The organism is Pseudomonas sp. D5(2026), from assembly GCF_057766845.1.
This window is the reverse complement of sequence record NZ_CM173421.1, coordinates 654,840-678,867: the sequence shown is the minus strand read 5'-3', so window position 1 is coordinate 678,867 and position 24,028 is coordinate 654,840. Positions and strand designations below refer to the sequence as shown.

Annotated in this window: 21 protein-coding genes and 3 pseudogenes; 9 read left to right on the top strand and 15 right to left on the bottom strand. The window is 56.0% G+C overall.

Translation table 11 applies throughout. The features are described from left to right. Nucleotides 1–162: 162 nt before the first annotated feature. A complete protein-coding gene (locus AC3B5Q_RS03185) occupies nt 163–1,116 on the top strand; it encodes an arsenic resistance protein (protein WP_323601686.1) in 954 nt (317 codons plus the stop codon). 147 nt (nt 1,117–1,263) lie between these two features. Here the strand turns inward: AC3B5Q_RS03185 and AC3B5Q_RS03180 are convergent, their stop codons facing one another. Beyond that, complete coding sequence (locus AC3B5Q_RS03180; protein ID WP_181004816.1) at nt 1,264–2,148, bottom strand: homocysteine S-methyltransferase family protein; 885 nt, start codon at nt 2,146–2,148, stop codon at nt 1,264–1,266. 118 nt (nt 2,149–2,266) lie between these two features. Here AC3B5Q_RS03180 and AC3B5Q_RS03175 point away from each other — a divergent pair, with 118 nt between their 5' ends. Further along, the gene (locus AC3B5Q_RS03175; protein ID WP_003247511.1) at nt 2,267–3,088 is read left to right on the top strand and encodes an ABC transporter substrate-binding protein; all 822 of its coding nucleotides are present in this window, start codon (nt 2,267–2,269) and stop codon (nt 3,086–3,088) included. Beyond that, on the top strand, nt 3,085–3,906 hold the full coding sequence (locus AC3B5Q_RS03170; protein ID WP_003247513.1) for an amino acid ABC transporter permease: 822 nt from the start codon (nt 3,085–3,087) through the stop codon (nt 3,904–3,906). Before AC3B5Q_RS03175 ends, AC3B5Q_RS03170 begins: the two co-directional genes overlap by 4 nt. Nucleotides 3,907–3,967: 61 nt before the next feature. On the opposite strand, the gene AC3B5Q_RS03165 is transcribed toward AC3B5Q_RS03170, so the two are convergent. The 3 genes and pseudogenes from AC3B5Q_RS03165 to AC3B5Q_RS03155 all read right to left on the bottom strand — a co-directional run bounded on the left by AC3B5Q_RS03165 (nt 3,968) and on the right by AC3B5Q_RS03155 (nt 5,500). Continuing rightward, nucleotides 3,968–4,327, bottom strand: a complete 360-nt coding sequence (locus AC3B5Q_RS03165) for a hypothetical protein (protein WP_020191670.1) — start codon at nt 4,325–4,327, stop codon at nt 3,968–3,970. A gap of 5 nt (nt 4,328–4,332) precedes the next feature. Continuing rightward, nucleotides 4,333–4,449, bottom strand: a pseudogene (locus AC3B5Q_RS03160) (type VI secretion system tube protein Hcp); the annotation flags it as partial. A 121-nt stretch (nt 4,450–4,570) separates the two neighbouring features. Further along, nucleotides 4,571–5,500 carry a malate dehydrogenase gene (locus AC3B5Q_RS03155; protein WP_049586352.1) on the bottom strand — a complete coding sequence of 310 codons (930 nt, stop codon included), beginning with the start codon at nt 5,498–5,500 and terminating at the stop codon, nt 4,571–4,573. Between the two features lie 432 nt (nt 5,501–5,932). Here AC3B5Q_RS03155 and AC3B5Q_RS03150 point away from each other — a divergent pair, with 432 nt between their 5' ends. Next, complete coding sequence (locus tag AC3B5Q_RS03150) at nt 5,933–7,318, top strand: GntP family permease (protein WP_488392828.1); 1,386 nt, start codon at nt 5,933–5,935, stop codon at nt 7,316–7,318. A 96-nt stretch (nt 7,319–7,414) separates the two neighbouring features. Here the strand turns inward: AC3B5Q_RS03150 and AC3B5Q_RS03145 are convergent, their stop codons facing one another. From AC3B5Q_RS03145 to AC3B5Q_RS03100, 10 genes and pseudogenes are all read right to left on the bottom strand, one after another. Further along, nucleotides 7,415–8,113 (bottom strand): hypothetical protein, encoded by a 699-nt coding sequence (locus AC3B5Q_RS03145; protein ID WP_346649011.1) that lies wholly within the window; start codon nt 8,111–8,113, stop codon nt 7,415–7,417. Nucleotides 8,114–8,358: 245 nt separating this feature from the next. After that, nucleotides 8,359–8,571: a hypothetical protein gene (locus tag AC3B5Q_RS03140; protein ID WP_019750407.1), complete on the bottom strand. Its 213-nt coding sequence runs from the start codon at nt 8,569–8,571 to the stop codon at nt 8,359–8,361. A 716-nt stretch (nt 8,572–9,287) separates the two neighbouring features. Then, the gene (locus AC3B5Q_RS03135; RefSeq protein WP_010954796.1) at nt 9,288–9,548 is read right to left on the bottom strand and encodes a DUF6429 family protein; all 261 of its coding nucleotides are present in this window, start codon (nt 9,546–9,548) and stop codon (nt 9,288–9,290) included. A gap of 67 nt (nt 9,549–9,615) precedes the next feature. Further along, nucleotides 9,616–11,148, bottom strand: a complete 1,533-nt coding sequence (locus AC3B5Q_RS03130; protein ID WP_488392827.1) for an IS66-like element ISPpu13 family transposase — start codon at nt 11,146–11,148, stop codon at nt 9,616–9,618. Between the two features lie 18 nt (nt 11,149–11,166). After that, nucleotides 11,167–11,526, bottom strand: a complete 360-nt coding sequence (gene tnpB, locus AC3B5Q_RS03125) for an IS66 family insertion sequence element accessory protein TnpB (RefSeq protein ID WP_010954006.1) — start codon at nt 11,524–11,526, stop codon at nt 11,167–11,169. A 344-nt stretch (nt 11,527–11,870) separates the two neighbouring features. Beyond that, a complete protein-coding gene (locus AC3B5Q_RS03120; protein ID WP_488392826.1) occupies nt 11,871–12,782 on the bottom strand; it encodes a hypothetical protein in 912 nt (303 codons plus the stop codon). 363 nt (nt 12,783–13,145) lie between these two features. Further along, nucleotides 13,146–14,678, bottom strand: a pseudogene (gene tnpC, locus AC3B5Q_RS03115) (IS66 family transposase). A gap of 212 nt (nt 14,679–14,890) precedes the next feature. Beyond that, nucleotides 14,891–15,100, bottom strand: coding sequence for an FRG domain-containing protein (locus AC3B5Q_RS03110; RefSeq protein WP_488392825.1), 210 nt, complete (start codon nt 15,098–15,100; stop codon nt 14,891–14,893). A gap of 315 nt (nt 15,101–15,415) precedes the next feature. Beyond that, the gene (locus tag AC3B5Q_RS03105) at nt 15,416–15,805 is read right to left on the bottom strand and encodes a hypothetical protein (RefSeq protein WP_274146617.1); all 390 of its coding nucleotides are present in this window, start codon (nt 15,803–15,805) and stop codon (nt 15,416–15,418) included. After that, complete coding sequence (locus AC3B5Q_RS03100) at nt 15,798–17,198, bottom strand: PAAR domain-containing protein (protein WP_274101951.1); 1,401 nt, start codon at nt 17,196–17,198, stop codon at nt 15,798–15,800. Before AC3B5Q_RS03100 ends, AC3B5Q_RS03105 begins: the two co-directional genes overlap by 8 nt. A 676-nt stretch (nt 17,199–17,874) precedes the next feature. Here AC3B5Q_RS03100 and AC3B5Q_RS03095 point away from each other — a divergent pair. The 3 genes from AC3B5Q_RS03095 (at nt 17,875) to AC3B5Q_RS03085 (ending at nt 21,716) form a co-directional block, all read left to right on the top strand. Beyond that, nucleotides 17,875–18,354 carry a hypothetical protein gene (locus AC3B5Q_RS03095; protein WP_488392824.1) on the top strand — a complete coding sequence of 160 codons (480 nt, stop codon included), beginning with the start codon at nt 17,875–17,877 and terminating at the stop codon, nt 18,352–18,354. Nucleotides 18,355–18,659: 305 nt separating this feature from the next. Beyond that, nucleotides 18,660–20,048 carry a PDDEXK-like family protein gene (locus AC3B5Q_RS03090; RefSeq protein WP_488392823.1) on the top strand — a complete coding sequence of 463 codons (1,389 nt, stop codon included), beginning with the start codon at nt 18,660–18,662 and terminating at the stop codon, nt 20,046–20,048. Between the two features lie 210 nt (nt 20,049–20,258). Next, nucleotides 20,259–21,716: a phosphoribosyltransferase-like protein gene (locus tag AC3B5Q_RS03085; RefSeq protein WP_488392822.1), complete on the top strand. Its 1,458-nt coding sequence runs from the start codon at nt 20,259–20,261 to the stop codon at nt 21,714–21,716. A gap of 139 nt (nt 21,717–21,855) precedes the next feature. Here AC3B5Q_RS03085 and AC3B5Q_RS03080 read toward each other — a convergent pair. Next, nucleotides 21,856–21,987 (bottom strand): annotated as a pseudogene (locus AC3B5Q_RS03080) (group II intron maturase-specific domain-containing protein); the annotation flags it as partial. An 87-nt stretch (nt 21,988–22,074) separates the two neighbouring features. Here AC3B5Q_RS03080 and tnpB (AC3B5Q_RS03075) point away from each other — a divergent pair. Further along, nucleotides 22,075–22,434, top strand: coding sequence for an IS66 family insertion sequence element accessory protein TnpB (tnpB, locus tag AC3B5Q_RS03075; protein WP_488392821.1), 360 nt, complete (start codon nt 22,075–22,077; stop codon nt 22,432–22,434). A gap of 18 nt (nt 22,435–22,452) precedes the next feature. Continuing rightward, complete coding sequence (gene tnpC / locus AC3B5Q_RS03070) at nt 22,453–24,009, top strand: IS66 family transposase (protein ID WP_488392820.1); 1,557 nt, start codon at nt 22,453–22,455, stop codon at nt 24,007–24,009. The last annotated feature ends 19 nt before the right edge of the window (nt 24,010–24,028 follow it).

Below are 24,028 nucleotides of genomic sequence, written 5' to 3'. Positions count from 1 at the left end.
ACATCCTGTGGGAGCGGGCGTGCCCGCGAAGAAGGCTACGCGGTGGATGGCACCGGCTGCGCCGGTGTTCGCGGGCACGCCCGCTCCCACAGGGAATGATTTCGAGCAGCCACGTGCCATCACGTATTACCCTGTTTGACACCACCAACCACAGGCCACACCTTGACCAGAGAGCAACTCGAAACCCGGCAGATCCCCATCTACTTCGCCGCCGTACTGGCCGCTATCGCCTTCGGCCTGCTGGCCAGCGACACTGCGCGCCAGCTTGAAGCCCTGATCACCCCCGCCATCGCCGTGCTGATGTACGCGATGTTCCTACAAATACCCTTCCTCGACCTGCGCCAGGGCCTGGGTAACCGCCGCTTCATCACGGCCCTGCTACTGGCCAATTTCGTTCTCGTTCCGCTGCTTGTCTGGGCCATCACCCGTGGGCTGGTGGAACACCCGGCGATCCTCGTCGGGGCCTTGCTGGTGCTGCTTACGCCCTGCATCGACTACGTGGTGGTGTTCACCCACATTGGCAAAGGCGACTCACGCCTGACCCTGGCCGCAACCCCCCTGTTATTGCTGGCGCAACTGGTACTGCTGCCGGTGTATCTGGCCCTGATGCTGGGTGGCAGCAGCCAGGTGGCAATCTCCATCACCCCGTTCGTGGAAGCCTTCGTGCTGTTGATCGTGTTGCCGATGGCCCTCGCGGTGCTCACCAGCGCCGGTACCCGGCGCTCGCGCGCAGTCGCGACCTGGAACGACGCTTGGGCGTGGTTGCCGGTGCCGGCCATGGCCTTGGTGCTGATGGTGGTGATCGCTTCGCAGATTGTCGTGGTACTGCGTGATTTCGACCGTTTGCTGCCGGTCGTTCCGGTATACATCGGCTTTATGCTGCTGGCGCCGGTGCTCGGTTTCATCTGTGCGCGCCTGCTGCGCCTGCCGGCCAGCGAGGCACGCTCGGTGACGTTCAGCGCAGCCACGCGCAACTCGCTGGTGGTGCTGCCGCTGGCGCTGGCGCTGCCAGAAGAGATGCGCGGGTTGGCAGCGGCAGCCGTGATCACGCAAACCCTGGTAGAGCTGGTCAGCGAACTGATCTATATACGAGCGGTACCACGGTTTGTGCGCTGACCCGTGCCACTCGTCATAGAGAAAAGACTATTCGGGGCACACAGCGAACACCCGCACCTCTTCCAGATAGCCGACCTCGATACGCCGGGCCAGGCTCAACGTCAGCGACTGTTCGCCTCTAGCAAAGCCGCCCGGCCACGTGGGCGCTTAAGCCAGGTTGCGCTTCAGCTCGGCGATATGCTCCGGGCCGATACCGCAGCAACCGCCGACCATGCTGGCACCGCGCGCACGCCAGTCCTTGGCCCATGCCAGGTAACCCGGCGGATCGAGGTCTTCGCGCAGTTCGTCCAGGCCATCGTTGGCAGTGGCTTCTTTGGGCTGCGGCGGGAATGCGTTGGCATAGGCACCGATGGCAATCTCGGCGTTGTGTCGCTCGATGACCGAGCGCGCGACATCAATGGCGGCGCCGATCACCTCAGGCTGGCTGCAGTTGAACAACACCGCAGCCACCCCCAGGCTGACTGCGGCCTCGATGGCTTCGGCCACTGGTTCACCGGAACGCAGGCGCGGTACGTCGTCGACGTCCTCGTCCTGCAGGGTGAATGACACCCAGAACGGCCTGCCGTCTGCCGGCAAGTGGCTATGAATGGCCCGCACTTCGGCCACGGAACTCTGAGTTTCGGCCAGCCAAAGGTCGACATGCGGGGCCAAGCCCTGGAGCAGTGGGGTCAGCACCTCTGCCACACGCTCGGGCTGGAACAGGTCGGGGCGGTAGGACCCGAACAGCGGCGGCAGCGAACCTGCCACCCTGACCGGGTGCGCGCCGGTATCTGCCGCGTGCCGCGCAAGCTGGCCTGCGATATGGGCCAGTTGTCGCCCTTCGGCGGCAAAGCGTTCTTCACCGATGTGGAACGGCACTACTGCATAGCTGTTGCTGGTGATGACCTGCGCACCCGCATCGATGAAGGCTGCATGCACGCCCACGACCGCCTCGGGCGCCTCGCTCAGCGCCAGCGCCGACCACTCGGGCTGGCGAAACGGTGCACCGCTGCGCTGCAGCTCTCGGCCCATGCCACCGTCCAGAATTACCATCGTTCGCTCTGCCATATAACTTCTCTGAAGGTTCTTATGAATAAAATTCATTATGGGGATTGGGGTTATAACTATTAAATACCCTATCACCCATTTGCCCAACATATCAGGTATGTACATGCGATTTTCTTCTCTGCTGGGTGCGGGCCTTGTACTGCTCGCAACTGCCACCCAAGCCTTTGCTGGCGCCACGTTGGAGCGGGTTGAATCGCGCAAGGAAATGGTCAACGTGCTGATGGAAAGCTACCCGCCGTTTTCCTTCCTCAATGACCACAACCAGCTCGACGGTTACGACGTGGACGTGGCCAAGGCAGTGGCCGACAAGCTCGGCGTCAAACTGCGCCTGGAAACACCGTCCTGGGACGTGATTGCCGCTGGCCGCTGGAGCGGGCGCTACGACATCTGCATTTGCTCGATGACCCCGAGCAAGGCGCGCGCCGAGGTGTTCGACTTCCCTGTGGAGTACTACGCATCGCCCGCCGTGATCGTGGTCAATGCCTCGGATGAGCGCATCCATGGCGCCAAAGACCTGGAAGGCCGCAAAGTAGGTTCGATCAGTGCATCGAGCTACGAAAGCTACCTGAACAAGAACCTGGTCATTGAAGGCAAGGAAGACCAGAAGATCGATTACCCGTTCGACTTCGTGCAGGCTGCGCCCTACGACACTGAAAACGTCGCCTTCCAGGACTTGGGCCTGGGCACTGGCGTGCGCCTGGACGCCATCATTACCAACCTGGTGACCGCGCAGCCGCGCCTGCAGCAGGACAAGCGCTTCAAGCTGGCCGGCGCGCCGCTGTATGAAGAGCCCAACGCGGTAGCCATCGAAAAAGGCGACCCTGAGTGGGATGCCAAGGTACGCCAGGTGTTCGCCGAGCTGAAGGCTGATGGCACCCTGGCCAAGCTGTCGCAGAAATGGATTGGCGCCGACATCAGCAAATGAGCACCTTCCCTCCCTCCCCCAAGCCCGTGGCAAAGCCTGCGGGCGCCGGCCTGTTCGGCTTTCGCACCCGGTTACTGCTGACCTGGCTGGCGCTGTTCGGGCTGTTTGTCGCCTTCTTCCTCAGCTTTGACCTGAAGTTCGCCATCATTCTGGAGAAGTTTCCCAACCTGGCCGGTTTCAAGCTGGGGCCCAATGGTTTTCTGCAAGGCGCCGCACTGACCCTGTTCCTGTGCCTGTGCTCGATGGTGGTATCCGTGCTGCTCGGCTTTGCGGCCGCGCTGGCACGGTTATCCAACAGCGCGGTGCTGGTGGGTGTGGCCAGCTTCTACACCTCGTTCTTCCGTGGCACGCCGCTGCTGATCCAGATTCTGCTGATCTACCTGGGGCTGCCGCAGGTGGGCCTGGTACCCGGCGCCATCAGCGCCGGCATCATTGCCTTGTCGCTGAACTACGGGGCCTACCTGAGCGAGATCTTCCGCGCCGGCATCCTCGGCGTGGCCCGTGGGCAACGTGAAGCAGCATTGGCGCTGGGTATGCGCACGCCGCAGATCTTCTGCCACATCATCCTGCCCCAGGCCATGCGGGTGATCATTCCGCCCACCGCCAACCAGTTCATCTCGATGCTCAAGGACTCGTCGCTGATATCCGTGATGGGGGTTTGGGAGGTGATGTTTCTGGCGCAGTCGTATGGGCGTTCGAGCTATCGCTACCTGGAAATGCTGACCACCGCCGCCGTGATCTACTGGGTGCTGTCGATACTGCTGGAGCTGCTGCAGGCGCGCCTGGAACGGCATTTTGGCAAGGCTTATCAGCGCTGAGGGCTACACGGCTCGTGCACAACCGACAGGCCTGACCGCGCCCCATGCAGGAGCGGCCAGGCTACGCGTAAGTGAAAATAATCAGCGCGGTGGCCAGCAGGATGTGAATGACCAACAGACTCACCAGCAGTCGTCTCATGCTTGAGGGGAAACGTTTGACTTCATCGAAGTCAATCAACCCCCTGCGCACGAAGAGGCTCGGTATAGCCAGCACCATGGAGATCAACCCCGTACGCATGACCTTGCCCAGAAGGCCTGCATGTTGAAACGTGATTTTGTTGCCGGTCACGAAGCTACAGCGCGTTAGCAACGACTCGTAGTACTCAGTGTATTTATGTGCGATGAAACACTGTACGACCATCGCCAGCATCATGGGGGCAAGAATCAGAATCGCAATTAGCCCAGGCTCAACTTCATTCACTCCGATACTTCCTTGAGATGCTGGCCCGAGCATCTGGCTTCCAGCAGCTTACAACTCGCGCGGTCGAGAAACTTGGTGAACGTGAAGTTGGTCAAGGTGGTACGTCCCGATGTTGCACCGCCCATGCCTACCTCTCCTTGGTAATGGTGGGTCTGAACCCCAATGAACGGGTGTGACAGGTACGGAGGCAAAGTGTTCCCCCACTGCCCGAGCCGCCACACCCGATGCATGACGCTTCAAGCTCTACAACGCCTTCATCTCTGCAATATCCCGCGCCACCTGGTCGGCAGAGTGGTCGAACATCGCCTGTTCCTGCGCATCCAGCGGCAACTCGATAATCCGCGCAAGCCCCTTCTCTGCCAGTACGCAGGGCACGCCCATGGCGATATCCGTTCGCCCATACTCGCCCTCAAGAATCGCCACCGCCGGCAAAATACGGTTCCGCCCATTGGCGATCGCATCGACCATCTGCGCAATGGCCACGCCCGGTGCATCGCAGGCGCTCCCCGTCTTCTTCAACCCCAGAATCTCGCCGCCGCCCTTACGGGTGCGCTCGACAATCTGTTCGATCTGCTCGCTGGACAGGAAGTGCGACAATGGCACCGAGCCAATCTGGCAGTAGCGCATCAGCGGCACCATGCTGTCGCCATGCCCGCCCAGCACCAACGCCGTGATATCCCGTGCAGAAAACCCGGTTTGCTCGGCGATGAAGCACTTCATGCGCGCGGTATCCAGCACCCCCGCCTGCCCGAACACCTTGTCGCGCCCCTGACCGCTCACGCTCCAGGCGCGGTAGGTGAGCACATCGACCGGGTTGGACACCACCAGCACCGTCGCTGTCGGCGCGTGGTGCTTGATATCCGCCATGATGCTGTCGAGGATTGGCAGGTTGGTACTCAATACATCCTGGCGCGACTGGCCGGGCTTGCGCGGCACGCCCGCCGTGATCACCACCAGCTCGGACCCCTCCAGCATCTCGGCTTTGGCCCCGCCGTGAACATGGGTATCGGACCCTGAATCCACAGCCGCCTGCCAAACGTCCAGCGCCTTGCCCTGCGCCAGTTCACCCTGCACGTCCATCAACACCAGCTCACGGCACAACTCATCCCGGGCGATGATCTGCGCCGCCGCCTCGCCGACCAGGCCGGCACCCACAATCGTTAATTTGTTCACCAGACACCTCCCAGCGGCGCGCGCCACCAGGAACACGCCTGCGTATAAAGAGAAGTATTGCCTGCCGGGGCTAAATGGCCACCCAAGACGATGCGACGACCTTCACTTGACAGTATTCCACGGCAGCGCAAATACTTTGGTCAGATTCATATAGATGACCATACAACAAGGTGAATCAACCGATGACTATGCTGCCCAAGTGCCCCGTCGCCACACCGCCGCCCACCGGCCTCAGCGCCACGCCTCCCTGCTGCCCACCTTCCGTTACCAGGCGCCCGCCTGTGAGCGGCAGCTAGCGCAAAGCCGCGTCCCCTTCCTCGAAACCGTAGCAGCAGCCCAACGGCAGCCACCTGGGCATGCCCCGTGGAAACGCCCGTCACGCCTTCAAACCCTGAGTGCAGCCCGAGCGCCAGCCCAACCGAGACTCCTTGAATGACCCCCTTAGATATACAGCTATTACTGACGGCACTGGCCAGTGTTCTGGTGCTGGTGGCGCTCATCGTTTCGCGCCTGAAAATGCATCCGCTGCTGGCCTTGCTGGTGGTGTCCATTGGCGTGGGCTTCGCGACGCATATGGCGCCAGGCAGCATCGTCGCCCACCTGCTCACCGGCGCCGGCAAGACACTGGGCGCAGTGGGGGTGGTGATCGCGCTGGGTGCGATGCTCGGCAAGATCCTGGCTGACGCTGGCGTCACGGAACAGGTCGCGGATGTCATCCTCAAGCGCACCTCCGACCGCATGATCCCTTGGGCCATGATGCTGGTTGCCTTTGTCATTGGCATCCCCATGTTTTTCGAAGTCGGCCTGGTGATCATGCTGCCGCTGATATTCAGCGTGGCGCGCAAACTGGAAAGCAAGGCGCGCTTCAAAGGTTCGGCGTATGTGTATGTAGGTGTGCCGGTCATTTCGGCGCTTGCCGCCATGCACGGCATGGTACCGCCGCACCCAGGCCCCCTGACCGCCATTGCCGTGCTCAAGACCTCGGTCGGGCCCACCATGCTGTATGGCTTCCTTGCCGCCATTCCGGCAATGATCCTGGGGGGCCCGCTGTACGGCATGTTCATTTCACCGCGCATGAGTACGCGGCCCGATCAGGCATTGCTGGACCAGTTCACACTGGCTGAAAAAGCCGATGGCCAACCCCGCCCCGGGGTAATGGTCGGCATGCTGGCCGCATTGCTGCCGGCCATCCTGATGCTGGTGCATGCCGTCGCCGAGATGCTGCTGCCCAAAGGCAATGCGCTGCTGGAACTGGCCAGTTTCCTGGGCAACCCGCTGATCGCCATGCTGCTGGGCGTGCTGTTCGCTGGCGCCAGCCTGGTGCTTGCGCGCGGCGGCGACGCCGAACAGCTGCGCGATGCACTGGGCAAAAGCCTCAAGCCAATTGCCTCGATCATCATGATCATTGCCGGTGGCGGTGCCTTCCAGGAGATGCTGACCAGCGCCAAGGTTGGCGATGCCATTGTGCACCTGACCCAGCAATCTGCCTTCCCTCCCCTGATCCTGGGGTGGCTGATCGCGATGTTGCTCTCGGTGTCTACCGGTTCCGCCACGGTCGGCATTGTAGGTGCTGCCGGCTTGCTGGCGCCTCTGGCAGGTGCAGACCCCAGCCTCAACCTGCCTTTGCTGGCCTTGTCCATCGGCTGCGGTTCGCTGTTCTTCAACTATGCGAACCATGCAGGCTTCTGGATGGTGAAAGAATCCTTTGGCATGACCATGGGCGAAGCCACCAAGACCATCTCGGTGGTGCAGTCCATTGTGGCGGTGGTTGGCTTGATCGTGGTGTTGCTGCTGAACACGGCGTTTGCTGTGAGCTGAAGCGGCTTGCAACAACTGCCCTAGATCATCCCAAGGTCTGCACGGATGGTGCGGACCTTGGGTCACGATGAGCTGCAGAGCAGGTTCACACCGACGTCAGTACTGGTTTTTGTTCAGCTTCTCGGCCAAGGGCGGATAGTAGATCTGGCCGATCTCATCCGATGACCACCACGCCCAGTGCAGCAGGCACAGGGTGACGATGCTCAGTAGCGCATAGCCCTTCCAGCCAAACCAAAAGGTGAAATAGGCCATTAATCCGGGCAGTTGGAAATGAGCACTAACCCCAGCATCTGCAATTGCCATCAGCACCAGGCCGAACACCAGTACCCCGGCTTGGAAGCGCTGTTGCCGCCACTCCTCGCGCTGCGTGGTCCTGCGTTTCCAATAGTTGTAGAGGAATTCGTTGCCTTCACGAAGGCTGTGCTCTCGCAGTGCACTGAAGGTCACGTAGTTGGGAAACAGCGAATAATCTCGCGGGCCCTGAAGCCGCTGCCACGGAATAAAGCTGCCCATGATCGCCGCCACCCGCGCCAGCACCGGGATTACCACCGACACCACCAGGCAGAAGAGCATGATGCCCACGAATATACGCCCGACATTTTCCCAGACGATCGCCATGTCCCCCGAGAAATCCAGCAAGGTTGTACCCAGTGAGTGCATGAGCGCGATATCGATGAAAAAGCCTACATAGGCCAGCTTCAATGCCCAGCGTACTTCCCACGCCTTTTCGAATACCGCGCCCGGCAGCCCGGCGATAGGGTTGGTGGTTTTCAGGCTGTCTCTGTTTTGATCCATGCAGAATCCTCGGTAGTTGGCACATGGCCAGGCAAATGGTCAGGGCAAAGCGCATTAAGTGCGCTTTGCCTGATTACCATGCACTACAGAGGCGCGAGCGTTCTACTCAACTTGAGGCAGTTGCTACCATCCCCGCAGAAGGGGCTGCTTTTGTGTTGCATGTCCAAGGGCTGCAAAGCAGCCGTTCATGCATCCACACCGCAGTGCCATGCCATCTTCCGCGGTGCCCGCTAATCAGCCGGGTCCTACCCACCCTGCTCCATCACCTTCCCACACTGCTCACTGGCCAATCGGCTGATGATCCGGATCGCCTGGTGGATACCGGCCGTGTTGCGAAAACTCAGCCGCGGGTTGTGTTCGCACTCGAGCATTTCGTCGTGCTGGACCAGGGCCTCGCCTAGCAGTTCTAGGGTCCAGGCGTAGCTTTGGATGGTGGAGAGGCGTTCTTGGTCAGTCATGGCGGGCCTCCGGTTGGACGGAGACGGAGCGGGGTTGGTTGGGGGTGAAGTAGCTGAGGGCCATTTCGGAACGGCGGAGGAGAACGGATGCGAGGGTCCTGCTTGGACTTGAGATAAGCATGCATGAGGCTCCAAGTTTTAGTTGGAGCTGCCACGATCCTTCCTACGGGATTGGGTGGCAGCTGTGTGCGGGGTAGGAATACCGGGAAACTTGGAAACCCGGCCAGGCCGAAGCCTGCCCACACACAGCCGCCATGACACAGCGCGGCAGACGCAAAAAAAGCGCCAGCTGTGGTGCAGGGGCGCCTAGTGCGTGCGCCAAGTTTACCAACGGGTTCCTACGCCCGGTCACGGGATTTACCGTGACGGAGAGATTTAGCCTCACATTGGTTGGTCGGGCAATAGGATAACTTGTAGGAAACGTCTACGAATGACGTACGAATCGCGCCGAATTGGATGACAACCCATAAAAACCAATGGCTTCTGCGTCTATAGCAATCTGCTAGGGATTAATCGCTCATCTGCCTGAGCAGCCGTGGGTTCGACTTCAACGTAGCTGGATTCTCCACCGTCCAGTGGCCCCCGACAACCAACTCTCTACGAAATGGAGTGTGGTGCGCCCTGCATCATCGGCCCCTACCGTGCCACGTGACCATCAGGCGATGAATTTCGTAAGCGATCCATAAACCCAACCCGTTACATGAAGGACGGGAAAATCAGGTATTCGAGTCGGGCACCTGCCCCGCTTGACTCTTCAACCCGAACAACTGGTCAGCTAGCTGTCGGCCTCGCTCCAGCCCCTCCGCCGTCAACCAGATGGATTTGTTTCTATTAACTGGATCACTGATGAAACCCTGTTCATGCAGTCGATTCATGATCTCGAAGTCAAATCCTTTCCACGCGTTACCTTTGTCGGAGCTATAGGCTGCCAACAAGGCAAGCACTGCGTCTTCAATCAGTTTTTCGTCGTATTCCATGGTCGTCACCCCGCTCTTGTCCTTCAGCGCTTCGTAGGCCCCATCTGACCCACGATGGGGGTAGCACTTAACTATGTATTTTAGGCTTGCAATTCCACGGCAGCAGCGCTTCGTAGTCTTCCACGGAGGACGCCTGCGGCAGGCGCTCTAGTGCGTGGCGCAGCCACGCATAGGGCTCTTGGCCGTTGGCTTTGGCCGTCTCGACCAGGCTGTAAAGTTGCGCACTGGCCGTCGCCCCTCTGGGCGTGTCACTGAACAACCAGTTCTTTCTGCCGATGACAAACGGGCGGATCGCGCGCTCGGCCGCGTTGTTGTCCATCGGCAAGTAGCCGTGCTCGACGTAGCGCTCCAATTTGCTCCAGTTGCTGGCCAAGTAACCGATGGCCTTGCCCAAGGCATTCTGCGTCGTGACCTGAGGTTGCGTTTTCTCTACCCAGTTTTTCAGCTGAGTCAGTAATGGCAGGCTGCGCTCCATGCGGGCAACCTTACGATCTTCGTCGTCACTGTCCTTCAAGTCGCGCTCGACGCAATAGAGCTTATTGATCAGGTTCAATGCGATGTCAGCGCGTCCTGTTTTGCCCTTGGGCTGTACTTTCTGCGCTTCGACGAACTTGCGGCGCGCGTGCGCCCAGCAGCCCAATCGCTCCAGCCCGTCCTGTGCGGCCAGCGCGTTGTAACCGGCGTAGTCGTCGGTCATGACATAGCCGCGATAGCCGTCCAGCAGGCGCACCGGCACCTCCTGCGCTCGGCTGGTGGTGTAGTCGAAAAGGATCACCGGGCGATCAGGTGGGCCGCCGGTTTGCACCCACATCCAGGATTGGCTGCTGGGCTCACGACCAGGCTCTTTCAACACCTGCACACGTGTTTCATCACAGTGGATGATCCGACTGTTCAACAGGCTTTCGCGCATCAGATTCAGCAGCGGCTGAAAGTGCTCGCTGCATTGAATCACCCAGCGTGCCAGGGTCTGGCGCGGGATATCGATACCGTGACGCCCCAGCACTTTTTCGAAGCGGTGAAGCGGCAAGCCGTCTACGTATTTGGTGGTCAGCAGCATGGCCAGCACACTCGGGCTGGCCATGCTTTTCTCGATCATCTGGGCGGGCTTGTCCGCCGTTACGGGCGCTGACTCGCAGTCCCGGCAGCCGTACACCATGCGAACATGTTTGATGACGCGAATCTGCATCGGGACGATTTCAAGTTGTTCGCTGACTTCTTCACCGATGGCATGTTTACGGCAGCCACAAGCGCAGGTCAGTTCATGCTCGGGCAGTTCGTGGACAACTTCGATACGCGGCAAATCAGCTGGCAGCGGCTTGCGCTTGCCACGGCGTTTGGTTGGCGCAACGACTTCTTCGTCGTCAGCCTCATCCAAGGGCTCGGCCAGGCTTTCCGCTTCGTCGAAGAGTGGCAACTGTGGTGTCGCCGCATCGCCAGTCTGCTCGGTCTTGCGCCCGAACAAGCGCTGGCGCAACAGCGCAACTTCCTCTTCGAGATGAACGATCTTGCCCTTGTCGGACGCGCGCTCGTTGATCATCTGCTCAAGCAGTTGCTTGAGCAGAACAGGATCGTCAGGGAGGTTTTCGGGCATGGAAATCATGCCGCGGATTATACCGAATCAGGCGACGTATCGAGGCGTCAAAACCTGATGCGGACGGTTGCGCCAGAGGTCGAAGCCATCGAGCAGCCAGTTCAGTTCCTGAACGGTCAGGACGATGGCGACGTCAGTCGGATCGGGTGAAGTTTTGAAACGTTCGGACTCCAGGCGTTTGAGCCAGAGGCAGAAGCCGTTTCGCTCCCAATAAAGGATTTTCACGCGATTGCGAGGCTTGTTGAGGAAGACGAAAAGCACTGGGTCGAACACCGCCACCTTGATATCGAGTTCGACCAGCGCGGCCAGGCCATCGATGGATTTTCGAAAGTCGACGGGCTTGGGGTAGAGGTACACTTTTTCGACTTTGGCGTCGGGTCGCATCATGGTCGGCGAGCTCCAGAAAGAAATCGGGAGCACAGCATCGAGGATCAGGTAAGCGCTTTGAATGTGGGGTTCATGGAGCGCTTACAGAATTTCGCCGTCACGAGTGATGCGGTGGTGAAGCAGTTCGATGGAAGCCCGATTTGAGCATGGGGAAAAACCTAATACATAACAAGGGTACAGATCGTTCATTTCGCTATCTGGGACGAGAAAGCCAGCCCCCTTAGAGCTGGCGTTATGACGAGAACTATTACAAGAGTATCTTCACCAGTGAAGGTGGAAAATTGCTACCCAGGCGAGTATGGAAATCCATTACACAATTAGGCTACTAAGATGCATTCAGACTATTACATACGCTCGAAAATCGTATTCGGGTGAGGTTGTTTGGTGTCCCGTTGCAATTTTGTCGTGAGCTGCATGCGTTGAAACGCTGGGTTGTTCGACATGTTTAACTTTTCAGCAGCAACATTATGAAGCTCCTTGCAATCAAAACTATTGATGGCTTTATATATTAGGAGGCTCGTATTCGCAGAAGCCAGCTGAATGAACTCAATGCAGTTGGCATAGCGGTTGCACATTTCCTGAATTGCAGACATGTCATCAGGTGCCGCAATCCAAAAACCATTATCTTTACCGTCAATCAGCCAAGAAGTTGCTTGGAACGCGGGGTGGACCACTTGACATAACTCAGAATAAAGCTCTCGCAGCGGCAACTCAGGTCCATCGAGTTCCATAATGTAGTCATTTACGCTTTTCGCTCTGTGCTCAACAGGGGCATTCTCGTTTTTTTTAAGCTTGCGAGCGAAGCTAAAATGAATCAGCTGTTTTTCCAACTCATCGCTCGCCGCCCACATTCCGTTTGGGTTGAGTGCCAATGCGTCGTCAATAAAACTAGTTGCATTTGCCAGCGTTTCCGCCACATCTCCTAATGCAGAGTATGCATCTGTTGCTGACTCGAGCAACCCTCTCAGATTAGAGCAAAAAGACATGAAATTAGGAGAAGTAGTCGCGCTACCGATACAGCCCTCCAACCACTTAGTGTGCCTGACGAGATTTGAGGTGGCAGCCCAATGAGCCCTGTACAACATTTCTAACCAATAGGTTTGTTTTACTGTAACCGCATCTTTCAGTTGATTGAACGCGTCACAATCCATGAACACATATGGTGTATCATACGCTTCCTCTAAGACTTTTTGAAAAATTGGAGGAAAAATTACTGCTGGCTTTCCTAAGATTTCTTCGATCAAAAGTTCAGTCATGATATTCAGTCATTTAGCATTTTAGGGGCTGAACTTAAGGCGCGACAAGCAACGCCAGGTCCATTCACGGGCGATAATAGCACTTTGCCCCTACCTAGGTCGAAGATACAGCGAACAGAGCACCCATATAGCAGGCCTGTGCTTTTTAAAAATGGATCGCCTAACGCTTGCGAGTCTTGCCTGGTTCATCGCTAATTTCTGCCTATAGCCACCGTCAGCTTTGGGTCGGATCGCTCACCGTAACTTGCAGCCATCGACCCATTACGGCCGTTTTCCGAAAGACACTCCGACCCAAAAAGCTCATCTTGGAATATCTTCGTAAGCGCTCCATAAACCCCACCTAACCAAAGATGGGCAGCGCACCTAGCTGTGTATGTGAGGTGTGCAATTCCATGGCAGTAGCGCTTCGTAGTCTTCGACTGAGCACGCCTGCGGCAGGCGTTCCAGTGCGTGGCGCAGTCACGCATAGGGTTCTTGGCTGTTGGCTTTGGCCGTTTCTACCAAGCTGTAAAGTTGTGCGCTGGCAGTGGCACCTTTGGGCGTGTCACTGAACAACCAGTTCTTTCTCCCGATGACAAACGGGCGGATCGCACGCTCAGCCGCGTTGTTGTCCATCGGCAAGTAGCCGTGCTCGACGTAGCGTTCCAATTTGCTCCAGTTGCTGGCCAAGTAACCGATGGCCTTGCCCAAGGCATTCTGCGTCGTGACCTGAGGTTGCGTTTTCTCTACCCAGTTTTTCAGCTGAGTCAGCAATGGCAGGCTGCGCTTCATGCGGGCAACCTTACGATCTTCGTCGTCACTGTCCTTCAAGTCGCGCTCGACGCCATAGAGCTTATTGATCAGGTTCAATGCGATGTCAGCGCGTCCTGTTTTGCCCTTGGGCTGTACTTTCTGCGCTTCGACGAACTTGCGGCGCGCGTGAGCCCAGCAGCCCAATCGCTCCACGCCGTCCTGTGCGGCTAGCGCGTTGTAACCGGCGTAGTCGTCGGTCATGACATAGCCGCGAAAGCCATCCAGCAGGCGCACAGGCACCTCCTGCGCTCGGCTGGTGGTGTAGTCGAAAAGGATCACCGGACGATCAGCTGGGCCGCCGGTTTGCACCCACATCCAGGATTGGCTGCTGAGCTCACGACCAGGCTCTTTCAACACCTGCACACGTGTTTCATCACAGTGGATGATCCGACTGTTCAACAGGCTTTCGCGCATCAGATTCAGCAGCTGCTGAAAGTGCTCGCTGCATTGAATCACCCAGCGTGCCAGGGTTTGGCGCGGGATATCGATACCGTGACGCCCCAGCACTTTTTCGAAGCGGTGAAGCGGCAAGCCGTCTACGTATTTGGTGGTCAGCAGCATGGCCAGCACACTCGGGCTGGTCATGCTTTTCTCGATCATCTGGGCGGGCTTGTCCGCGGTTACGGGCACTGACTCGCAGTCCCGGCAGCCGTACACCTTGCGAACATGCTTGATGACGCGAATCTGCATCGGGACGATTTCAAGCTGTTCGCTGACTTCTTCACCGATGGCATGTTTGCGGCAGCCACAAGCGCAGGTCAGTTCATGCTCGGGCAGTTCGTGGACAACTTCGATACGCGGCAAATCAGCCGGCAGCGGCTTGCACTTGCCACGGCGTTTGGTCGGCGCAACGACTTCTTCGTCGTCAGCCTCATCCAAGGGCTCGGCCAGGCTTTCCGCTTCGTCGAAGAGTGGCAACTGCGGTGTCGCCGCATCGCCAGTCTGCTCGGTCTTGCGCCCGAACAAGCGCTGGCGCAACAGCGCAACTTCCTCTTCGAGATGAACGATCTTGCCCTTGTCGGACGCGCGCTCGTTGATCATCTGGCCAAGCAGTTGCTTGAGCAGAACAGGATCGTCAGGGAGGTTTTCGGGCATGGAAATCATGCCGCGGATTATACCGAATCAGGCGACGTATCGAGGCGTCAAAACCTGATGCGGACGGTTGCGCCAGAGGTCGAAGCCATCGAGCAGCCAGTTTCAGTTCAGCTCCTGAACGGTCAGGACGATGGCGACGTCAGTCGGATCGGGTGAAGTTTTGAAACGTTCGGACTCCAGGCGTTTGAGCCAAAAGGGGGACAGACCCGAATGGCACTTACTTAACGTGCTTCGGGTGCCCATTTTTTCTGACCATCTGCCCCCCACTCACTGAAACGAGCGATGGCACTGCTGGCCGCAAAATAGGCAGCGGTGAATGATCTAGTCCTCCAATCAAGCAATCGTGTCGGCACCCGTGTGGGTGAAAGCGCCTGCCAGAGCTCCTCAGCGGTCTGATAGAAGTGCTCAGTGAACCTATCGTGCGTTGCCATTTGAGGTATATCCGTTTAAACGAAAAAGCCCCGCATCCAATGAGGTATGCGGGGCTTTTTTGCTGTCACCCTGTTGTCACGAGCGACATATTGATCACAGGAAAACATCTGTAACCCTTGAATTTACTGGTGCGGAGACAGACGGACGGTTGTTGGGCGTCAGGGCCCGGTTTTCACGGGGCTGGAATTTGGTGGATTTATAGACGTACCTCATAGGGTATCTATAAACAAATCAGCTATTTATGGCTTTCAGTGGAATCGAATCGGGACTTGCGAAGGATCCAGTGAGAGCTACGACCGCCGTGGCATCAACGTTCACGCCTTGATGAATCCATAGGTCACCCACATCCAAGCGAAGCCAAAGGCCGTCAGCCACGTGGATACCTGTAGAGCCAACTTAAGTTTTGCAGGGAAGTTTTCTAGTTCTTCGATGTCCAGATGCCCTCGGCGCATATGTACGCCAGGCCAAGTGAGTATTCCACAAAGAAACGTTATCAGCAGCCACCGAGCGCCAAAGCGCCGCGTGCCCAAAAACAGTTTCATTTGCTCCAGGCCGGGATGACTTTGGATAGCCGAGGTTGCAACCGTGAAATTTCTTGTACCCGCGATGAATGCACTGACCGCACAACCGGCCAACGCGATCACGAACGGACACGCCAGCATTATCCACTTCAGCCACACGGGCCAACTCTCGAACTCAGTCATAATGTGATTCGTAGATCAGCTCGCCCATTTGCTCACCGCCCTCCGCACCGGCGATGCTCCCAGCAAAAGCCCCTCCCCCGACCAGCGCAATGCCACATACCGGCGCCCCGAAACCCGCGGTACCAGCAGAGAACACCCCACATACAGCGAGCGCAGTGATCCCAGCAATCTTGCCACCCACGATCCCTCCCGCCAGCCCCCCAGTGAAAGCACCTGCCTCAGACAAACGAATTTTTTTGCAGGCTTCGGTTTCCCCTGCACGGCAGGCCTCTTGGACTTTCAGATAGGAAGATGTACCACCTAAGCCAATTCCGACATGCCCACCATACCGAAGGTACTTACTAAGCTTCGCCACTTTGTCCAAGTACGTGGCGTACCCAGGAATCTGCCCTGGCCCGCCGGCTTTCGACCAATGATGCACAAGGCTCTTGGTCGAGATATTCAAGCTTTTCTTCAGCCGCTCGTAGGCCCCTAGATTCAGATGTTTATTTAGAAAAGTCGCTTTCAACTGACCATCTAGCTGCTCCAATAACAGCCGTCGTTCGGCGAAGAACGATGGACTATTCAGATGGCCATGGCGCAGAAATTCTTGCTGATGCAAACGCTCGATGTTGCCAAGTGTGCTGCGAAGCTGCCGGAGGCCGTGGTCCATCATGTCCTTACCCACACCCATGGAGAGACTGGCGTCACTAAGCAGTCCGGCAATTTCAGCCTGATACTCCATCATGAAATCTGACTCGGCAAAATCGAGTACAGCCAAGGAACGTCGCGCGCGCTCGGCGGCCGCCATGAGTTGGCCCTCCTCCTGGGTGCAGGCATAACCGTTATCCGGATCGCCGATGACGAAGATTTCCCCTGCCTTGAACCCCTGCTCGAAAGTCGGGTTCAGGCGTTGCAGGTACGAAATGGGCAAGGTCGAATCATGGCTAGCCAGCTCCAACAGAATCTGCGGGAACGACATGCTCCGGGGCACCACATAGAATCCCGGCTGCATCTGCCCAGGCAATCCGCCAACCATGGCGTGCGAAGCCCCTGCCAAAACGCTAGAGCTCCCAGGGCCAGCGGGTGTGAGGCCAGTGCGTACGGCAACCGGCAGCCGCGGCGGGGGCATTTCCCCTAAAGGCGCCACCACCCGGTTGCTACCCTCTGGGCAACCGCAATCAACTAACGCGCCATCCATCGCGACTGGCTGGCCATCCGAGATGAAGTGCCACACCCCTTCGACGACCTTTCCTTCCAGCCCGCAAAGTGGACAAGGTGTGGTGGGATCCCCCATCCTCAGGACCATTCGTCCCTCGTCGAGGTAACCTTCCCCGGTGGCGATGCAAATCGCACCTGTGGTGGTCACATCACCGTCTACTGCTTGGCCAAGCCCATCCAGACTGACGCGCATTTCAGAGTCCCTTGCGAACTGTAGGAGCGAAAGAACCTAACAGCTAAGAAGGGGCAAATGAGGCCTCGAGCAGCTAACGAGACGATTCCTACGAGCAACGCGGATTTAGGACTAGGCACGACCTAGCGGTTTGAGAACGGGACAGCGGGAACAAAAAAGCCCGCACAAGGCGGGCTTCTATTGGTGCCAGGTAGCGAGAAATCGCCATAGGCCAACTGATTCTGGTGCGGAGACAGACAGACGGTTGTTGGACGTGAGGGCCCGGTTTTCGCGGGGCTGGAATTTGGTGGATTTTTTGATATACCTCATAGGGTATCTATAAAAAAATCAGCTAGTTATGGCTTTCGGTGGAATCAAATCAGGAACTCTTCGCCTTCAGCGAAGGCTACCGCTCCCTGCTAGGAGTTCTAGGCGGGCGGCTGCAGAAAATGAACACAAACGGTGCATGCTGACACTGAACCACTGTCAGTCCTTCAATGTAATACAACTACAGGGACAATTCACCATGCAGGATCACGTACTCAAACGCATCGATGAACTGATTTCACGGGGCAATGCTGTCTCCCGGTCACATTCATCCCAAGACTACTGGATGAGAGACGTCGTGGAGGCGCAGAGTTGGTTCTCGTCCGCGGCTAACGCGATACACCAAGTCGCCCCGCCTAGCAGCTTTTACATGGCAGAGTTGCAAAGGATCGTCGAGGATGAGCAGCTCAAAGGTGGCTTCCCTAAATCCTCCATCGAAAAACTTCTGGGCCTACTTCAATCGGTGCGACATGAAGCGCAGGCAGGGTTGCTGATCAAGCTTGAGGACCAAGTAGTAGCCTCAGCGTTTGATGACTTCCTTGATCAAGCGACGCTGTATCACAAGGCAGGCAAGCTCAGCGAAGCTGCTGTCCTATCTTCTGCGGTGCTTGAAGACACTATAAAGCGCATAGCTCGAAAGTATGAGATTGCGGTTAATGGTGTGTCTCTCGAACCTCTAATTGATGAACTGACGAAACGCAGCGTATTTACACAGGTAAAAGCAAAGCGATTGAAGTCATATGCGGCGATTCGCAACCACGCTCTTCATGCGGAGTGGGAGAGACTGGACATAAAAGACGTTGGCGCACAACTCTCTGGGCTTCGCGAACTTCTGGACGAGCATCTTTGACGCTGACCACTAACCGTTTCTTCAGCTAGCCTTCTGACTGTAGATAAACTCAAACGTTATGTACACGTGTTTCGCATGCGTCCTGAGTTTTTATTTAAATCGCCATACTCTGTAGGCAAACCTAAGCATCAGCAATGGGTCGATAGCAGTCCTGCCACCACTTAGTACTATCGAAGCGAAGTGGCCAGTCGGTGGCTAGGCATGGTTGTTAGTAATATTAATTCGTCGATATGAATGGCATTAAAAACTCGGAATAGAACTTCTAGACGAAGCTGACGCATAATGCTTTCCATTGGCTCTTGCCCTTGACCGCATGGATTGGCATCATTTTGCCATTTCTCGGTTCGGCGTTTGCGCTTGCTGCTTGCCAGCCGACTCAATCGCAGCACCTCCCACCCCATCTTCGCAGCGAGAATTACCGAATGGACGCAACAACCGAAGCGGTAGAAACGTTTCTTTGTGACCCCAAGCTCTCAGAGCTCTGTGAAATTCTGAAAATCGGTGATGACATTCTCGACGTGATAAATTTGAGTGAGAATCAGCACTCGGATTTCCTGGCTTGGCTGTTCGATCCCCGTGAAGGACATGGCCAAGGTGATCAAATCGTTCGAGATCTCCTGATGAGTGCCACTCAGGCAGTTGCGGAATGCGGTCTGGACGGTAGAAGCACCACCTCCCGTTTCTTCACCGAATGGCCGCCTTCCCGAATCCGAACTGCCAGTTTTGGCAGCGTTTTTACTGCCCGCGAGCTAGGGCTGAAGGCGGCTGAGCGTGTTGATTTATTCGTCATCGACCCGGATAACCGGTTCGTACTGCTGATCGAGAACAAGGCAGGCACCGCTCACAGCCAATATCAGCTTGACGGCTACCGAGCAAGTTGGCAAGAGGCCGTAGCCAGCAATCCCCAATTGAAGGAATACAGTAGTGTCTTCATTGCGCTGGATAGAGATTTCACAGGCGGCGACTGGTCTGAACGTCCTTCCAATGGCTACTGGTTGCATTTGGGGTACGATTGGCTGAAAGCATCGGCCGATCGCGCGCTGCTGCACGTGGAGCGTGGCAACGCGGCAGCTAAGTTAGTAGTGAGCTATTGCAATCGGCAGACGGATTGGGAAAGCCCGTCGAGCCAAAGAGCTATCTCTTTAGCTGCGGATTTGCATCAACTGCATGGCCTTGCCATTCGGTTTATGCTGGAAACTACGATTGGACGCTTAGAAAAGTGTTGGCTGCAGGACGGAAGCTCCAGCCACATGATCTTCATGCTGCAGAATAAAGCCGCATTCTCTTTGCTTCGTGAGACCCAAGGCATGGCGTCCATAAAAGAAACCTTAGTGAGCAGGGTCCTAGGTTTTACTCGCGACCACATTGAGCATGCCCGTGCCTGGTTGGACTTATGTCCGCCAGGATGGGAAAAATTCGCAGGAGAAAACTGGTGGCCAGTTTACCTCCATGTGAGTTACTCGGATAGTACTAAGACGAAATATGATGTAGCGCTAATTCTCGATATGGGGCATGCGAAGTCTGATACTGAGGGGGAGAAACTGCGAGAGTATCTCAAGATTTTTGACTACCGCTTTGGCAAGCGTCAGGGCAATTCTTGGCGCAAGGTTGTACTTAATAGAGAATTAGGCATTACCGATCTTATCCGCAAGCTTGAAGAGCATGCAAACCGGTTAAAGACAGTTTGCACATAGCCCCTGCGATAAATGGGACGGAGGTTTTTACATTACTCTCCTGTTAAAGCAGGCTGGGTACAGCTATACACTCATAATGAGCACAGAGCCCCACCACAGAGTCCCGATATAATTACGACAGGACCCGGAGCATGATTTAATTAGAAAAGAACTGCGATAATTAAGAGCACGGATCGCTTTACACCACAACATAGGAAGCAGAGACTTACAATGATAACCGCCCTACCATCTAACCTACGCAGCCTTATCGACAGAATTGACAGAGCGATAACAAAATGGCCGATTCAAGTATCTTTGGATCACGCGATAAAATGGGTTCTTCAGTTTGACAAAGAAGATCACAACTTAGCTGTTAAAATCATAGAGCATCTTGATGTTCTGGGTTCAGCACAAATAAGGGCCTCACTAGAAATTGCTCACACCAAACTCGTGAGAAAAATCGCAGAAAAAGGATTCCCCATGAAGGGGAATAACACTCTATTCGCAGCTGTAGGTAGCTCAGCAAAAAGCGGTGCATTAATTGCATATCATTACAGGGTAACTGCTGGGATCTCAGAGGACAGCTTTGTTTCTAGTGATGAAGAAGACAAACTAGATCTTTCAAAAATAGAAAATATTGTATTGGTTGACGACGTTATTGGCTCAGGGAAAACCATTGCCAAAGAAGTAAGCCGGGTAGCTGAAGAGGTCTACTCACTCTCGCGCTCAAGAAATATTTTTGTCCTTACAGTTGCTGGATACGATGACGGAATAAAATATGTAATGGACGAAACAGGGGCTTCCGTAGTAACGGCACTAGAATACAACGTCAAAGACACCGTGGCGAACTTGGATGCTGTATTTTACCATGGAATGCCTATGTCCGAACGAAGTACGGCGCTCGATAGTATAAAGCGTTACTGCAGGACAATCTCCACCTCAAGCTTAGGGTTTGCAGAGTTAGGTGGACTCTTAGTTTTCGACCATAACACTCCCAACACATCTTTACCTATAATATGGAGTAACAGCAAGGGCTGGTTGCCATTGTTTCCTCGCGCAGCGAAAATCCCAGGCGCAGCCAAGCTATTAAAAAGCGCCGAAGACGAACGGAAGAAGACCGCTGACATAACAGAAGCCACCGACCCAAAAGTTGAGCGAGAAACATCAGAGCTCACCCTTTTTGTGGAGGGGAAGGTAGACGAGATTTTCGTCGACCATTTTTTGAGCAAACATAACCTTTCCGAGAAAATAAATGTCGGAACAGTGAATGCCGTTGCACTTGGCGGTCTATATCAGTCCACAAAACTACTTGAGCTTTTGCGAGAAAGTAAAAAGCACGCTATATTCGTCCTTGATAACGACACACACGCCAAGCGTGCTTCTGCGCGGCTGAACGAACTGAACAAAGTTCACGTAATACATCTGAAGCCTAGTTTCATCGCGATGTTAGACATTGAACGCATATATTCCAATAAAGAGCGATTCCCTGAACTTCCAGATCATTTTTCACATATTGACGATGCAAAATGGTTACACGAAGTAGAAAGAGCAACCTTAAAAAGAGGCTCCGTACTTTCAAGCACTGAAAAAATCTCACAATTCATTGAAGAATTTCTCGACCCTATAAAGTACGATGAGTTTTGCATCGCGTTACGGAAAGAAGCCGACAAGGTCTTCCCGAACTCGTAACAAAAAAATCTTCAACATGCAGAAAAAGTTAATTACTGGTTTTGGATTACTCACGACAAAGAGCATGGATCGAGTAGGAGGCGGGTTCACACCCGCCGTCCTCTCACACCACCGTGCGTACGGTTCCGTACACGGCGGTTCAGGCTATGCGGCTAAGCCGGTTGATCGTATCCAGTATCGAGACCAGTCCGAGTCGATCCCATAGTTTCTTCGGCAGCGCCTGATTCATATGTGGCGCCCCCGAGTTCCACCACGGGCCTCGGCCGTTATAAGGTAAGTGCTCCATGAACCCCACATTCAAAGCGCTTACCTGATGCCCGATGCTGTGCTCCCGATTTCCTTCTGGAGCCAGCCCTGCATGATGCGCCCCGACAGCAAAGTCGAAAAAGTCTACCTCTACCCCAAGCCTGTGGACTTTCGAAAGTCCATCGACGGCCTTACTGCCTTGGTAGAACTGGATATCAAAGTCGCCGTGTTCGACCCCGTGCTCTTCGTCTTCCTCAACAAGGCGCGTAATCGGATCAAAGTGTTGTACTGGGAGCGCAACGGCTTCTGCCTCTGGCTCAAGCGCCTGGAAGCCGAGCGCTTCAAAATGTCGCCTGAGCCCAGCGACGAAGCGATTGTCCTGACCGTCCAAGAACTCAATTGGCTGCTCGACGGTTTCGACCTTTGGCGCAACCGTCCCCATCAGGTTTTGACTCCGCTCTACGTCGCCTGACCCGGTATAATCCGCGGCATGATTTCCGTGCCCGACAATCTCCCAGACGATCCTGCCCTGCTCAAGCAATTATTGCTTGAGAGCTATGCTGCCCGTTTGCGCGAGCAGGAAGTCAATCAGGCCCACATCGTCCAAATTGACGATCTGAAAGAGCTAATCAAGTTATGGCGTGACCGTTTCTTTGGCCGCAAGTCCGAGCAAACCGTCGATCCCAAAACGCCGCAACTGGCCATGTTCGATGAAGCGGAAAATGACCCTCTGCTGGCTGTAGTCGATGATGCCGATGAAGAAGTCGTTGTCCCGGTCAAGCGCCGTGGCAAGCGCAAGCCACTGGCGGCTAATCTGCCACGTATCGAAGTTATCCATGAGTTGCCCGAACACGAACTGACCTGCGCCTGCGGTTGCCGCAAGCATGTCATCGGCGAAGAAACCAGCGAGCAGCTCGATATCGTGCCGATGCAGATCCGCGTACTCAAACACGTGCGCAAGATCTATGGCTGCCGTGGTTGCGAGACTGCTCCTGTCACTGCTGACAAGCCCGCCCAGTTAATCGAAAAAAGCATGGCCAGCCCAAGCGTGCTGGCCATGCTGCTGACGACCAAGTACGTCGATGGCTTGCCGCTACACAGGTTTGAAAGTGTGCTGTCCCGCCACGGCATCGAGGTTCCACGACAAACCCTGGCGCGTTGGGTGATCCAGTGCAGTAAATACTTCCAGCCGCTGTTGAACCTGATGCGTGATCGGCTGCTGGAAAGTCCGGTGATTCATTGCGATGAGACCCGCGTCCAGGTGTTGAAAGAACCGGATCGAGACCCGACCAGCCAATCCTGGATGTGGGTGCAAGCCAGTGGCCCGCCTGATCGACAAGTTGTGCTGTTCGACTACACCACCAGCCGTGCGCAGGAAGTACCATTGCGTCTGTTGCAAGGCTATCGCGGCTATGTGATGACCGACGATTATGCGGGTTACAACGCTTTGGCGTTGCAGCCCGGTATCGAGCGACTGGCATGCATGGTTCACGCGCGCCGCAAGTTCGTCGAAGCACAAAAGGTGCAGCCCAAGGGTAAGACCGGACGAGCCGATGTGGCGCTGACGATGATCAATAAGCTGTATGACATCGAGCGCGACCTCAAGGAGGTCAGCGACGAACAGCGGTTCATCGGTCGCCAGGAAAGAAGCTTACCGATCCTCGGTCAGCTGAAAAGCTGGCTGGACAAGACGTACGCCCAGGTGACGCCGCAAAGCGTATTGGGCAAGGCGGTGCATTACCTGGCAAACAACTGGAGCCGCCTGGAACGGTATGTCGAAGCGGGCCATTTGCCAATCGACAACAACCTGGCAGAGCGTGCGATAAAACCGTTTGTCATTGGGCGCAAGGCTTGGCTGTTCAGTGACACGCCCAAGGGCGCCACGGCAAGTGCGCAGATATACAGCTTGGTCGAGACCGCCAAGGTCAACGGCCAGGAGCCCTATACGTGGCTGCGCCACGTACTTGAGCGCCTGCCGTATGCGTCGTCGGTCTCAGACTACGAAGCCTTGCTGCCATGGAACTGCTCGCCAGAGATACCACGGTAAGCTGAGGCCCTATCTTTTA

Bases quoted from the DNA above. Each gene is read 5' to 3' on its own strand.
- AC3B5Q_RS03145 (WP_346649011.1), bottom strand. From the start codon at position 8,113: ATGGATCAAAACAGAGACAGCCTGAAAACCACCAACCCTATCGCCGGG.
- AC3B5Q_RS03100 (WP_274101951.1), bottom strand. From the start codon at position 17,198: ATGCGCGTCAGTCTGGATGGGCTTGGCCAAGCAGTAGACGGTGATGTG.
- AC3B5Q_RS03130 (WP_488392827.1), bottom strand. From the start codon at position 11,148: ATGATTTCCATGCCCGAAAACCTCCCTGACGATCCTGTTCTGCTCAAG.
- AC3B5Q_RS03110 (WP_488392825.1), bottom strand. From the start codon at position 15,100: ATGGCAACGCACGATAGGTTCACTGAGCACTTCTATCAGACCGCTGAG.
- AC3B5Q_RS03105 (WP_274146617.1), bottom strand. From the start codon at position 15,805: ATGACTGAGTTCGAGAGTTGGCCCGTGTGGCTGAAGTGGATAATGCTG.
- tnpC (WP_488392820.1), top strand. From the start codon at position 22,453: ATGATTTCCGTGCCCGACAATCTCCCAGACGATCCTGCCCTGCTCAAG.
- AC3B5Q_RS03170 (WP_003247513.1), top strand. From the start codon at position 3,085: ATGAGCACCTTCCCTCCCTCCCCCAAGCCCGTGGCAAAGCCTGCGGGC.
- AC3B5Q_RS03085 (WP_488392822.1), top strand. From the start codon at position 20,259: ATGATAACCGCCCTACCATCTAACCTACGCAGCCTTATCGACAGAATT.
- tnpB (WP_010954006.1), bottom strand. From the start codon at position 11,526: ATGATGCGACCCGACGCCAAAGTCGAAAAAGTGTACCTCTACCCCAAG.
- tnpB (WP_488392821.1), top strand. From the start codon at position 22,075: ATGATGCGCCCCGACAGCAAAGTCGAAAAAGTCTACCTCTACCCCAAG.
- AC3B5Q_RS03095 (WP_488392824.1), top strand. From the start codon at position 17,875: ATGGCAGAGTTGCAAAGGATCGTCGAGGATGAGCAGCTCAAAGGTGGC.
- AC3B5Q_RS03120 (WP_488392826.1), bottom strand. From the start codon at position 12,782: ATGACTGAACTTTTGATCGAAGAAATCTTAGGAAAGCCAGCAGTAATT.
- AC3B5Q_RS03175 (WP_003247511.1), top strand. From the start codon at position 2,267: ATGCGATTTTCTTCTCTGCTGGGTGCGGGCCTTGTACTGCTCGCAACT.
- AC3B5Q_RS03140 (WP_019750407.1), bottom strand. From the start codon at position 8,571: ATGACTGACCAAGAACGCCTCTCCACCATCCAAAGCTACGCCTGGACC.
- AC3B5Q_RS03180 (WP_181004816.1), bottom strand. From the start codon at position 2,148: ATGGTAATTCTGGACGGTGGCATGGGCCGAGAGCTGCAGCGCAGCGGT.
- AC3B5Q_RS03150 (WP_488392828.1), top strand. From the start codon at position 5,933: ATGACCCCCTTAGATATACAGCTATTACTGACGGCACTGGCCAGTGTT.
- AC3B5Q_RS03135 (WP_010954796.1), bottom strand. From the start codon at position 9,548: ATGGAATACGACGAAAAACTGATTGAAGACGCAGTGCTTGCCTTGTTG.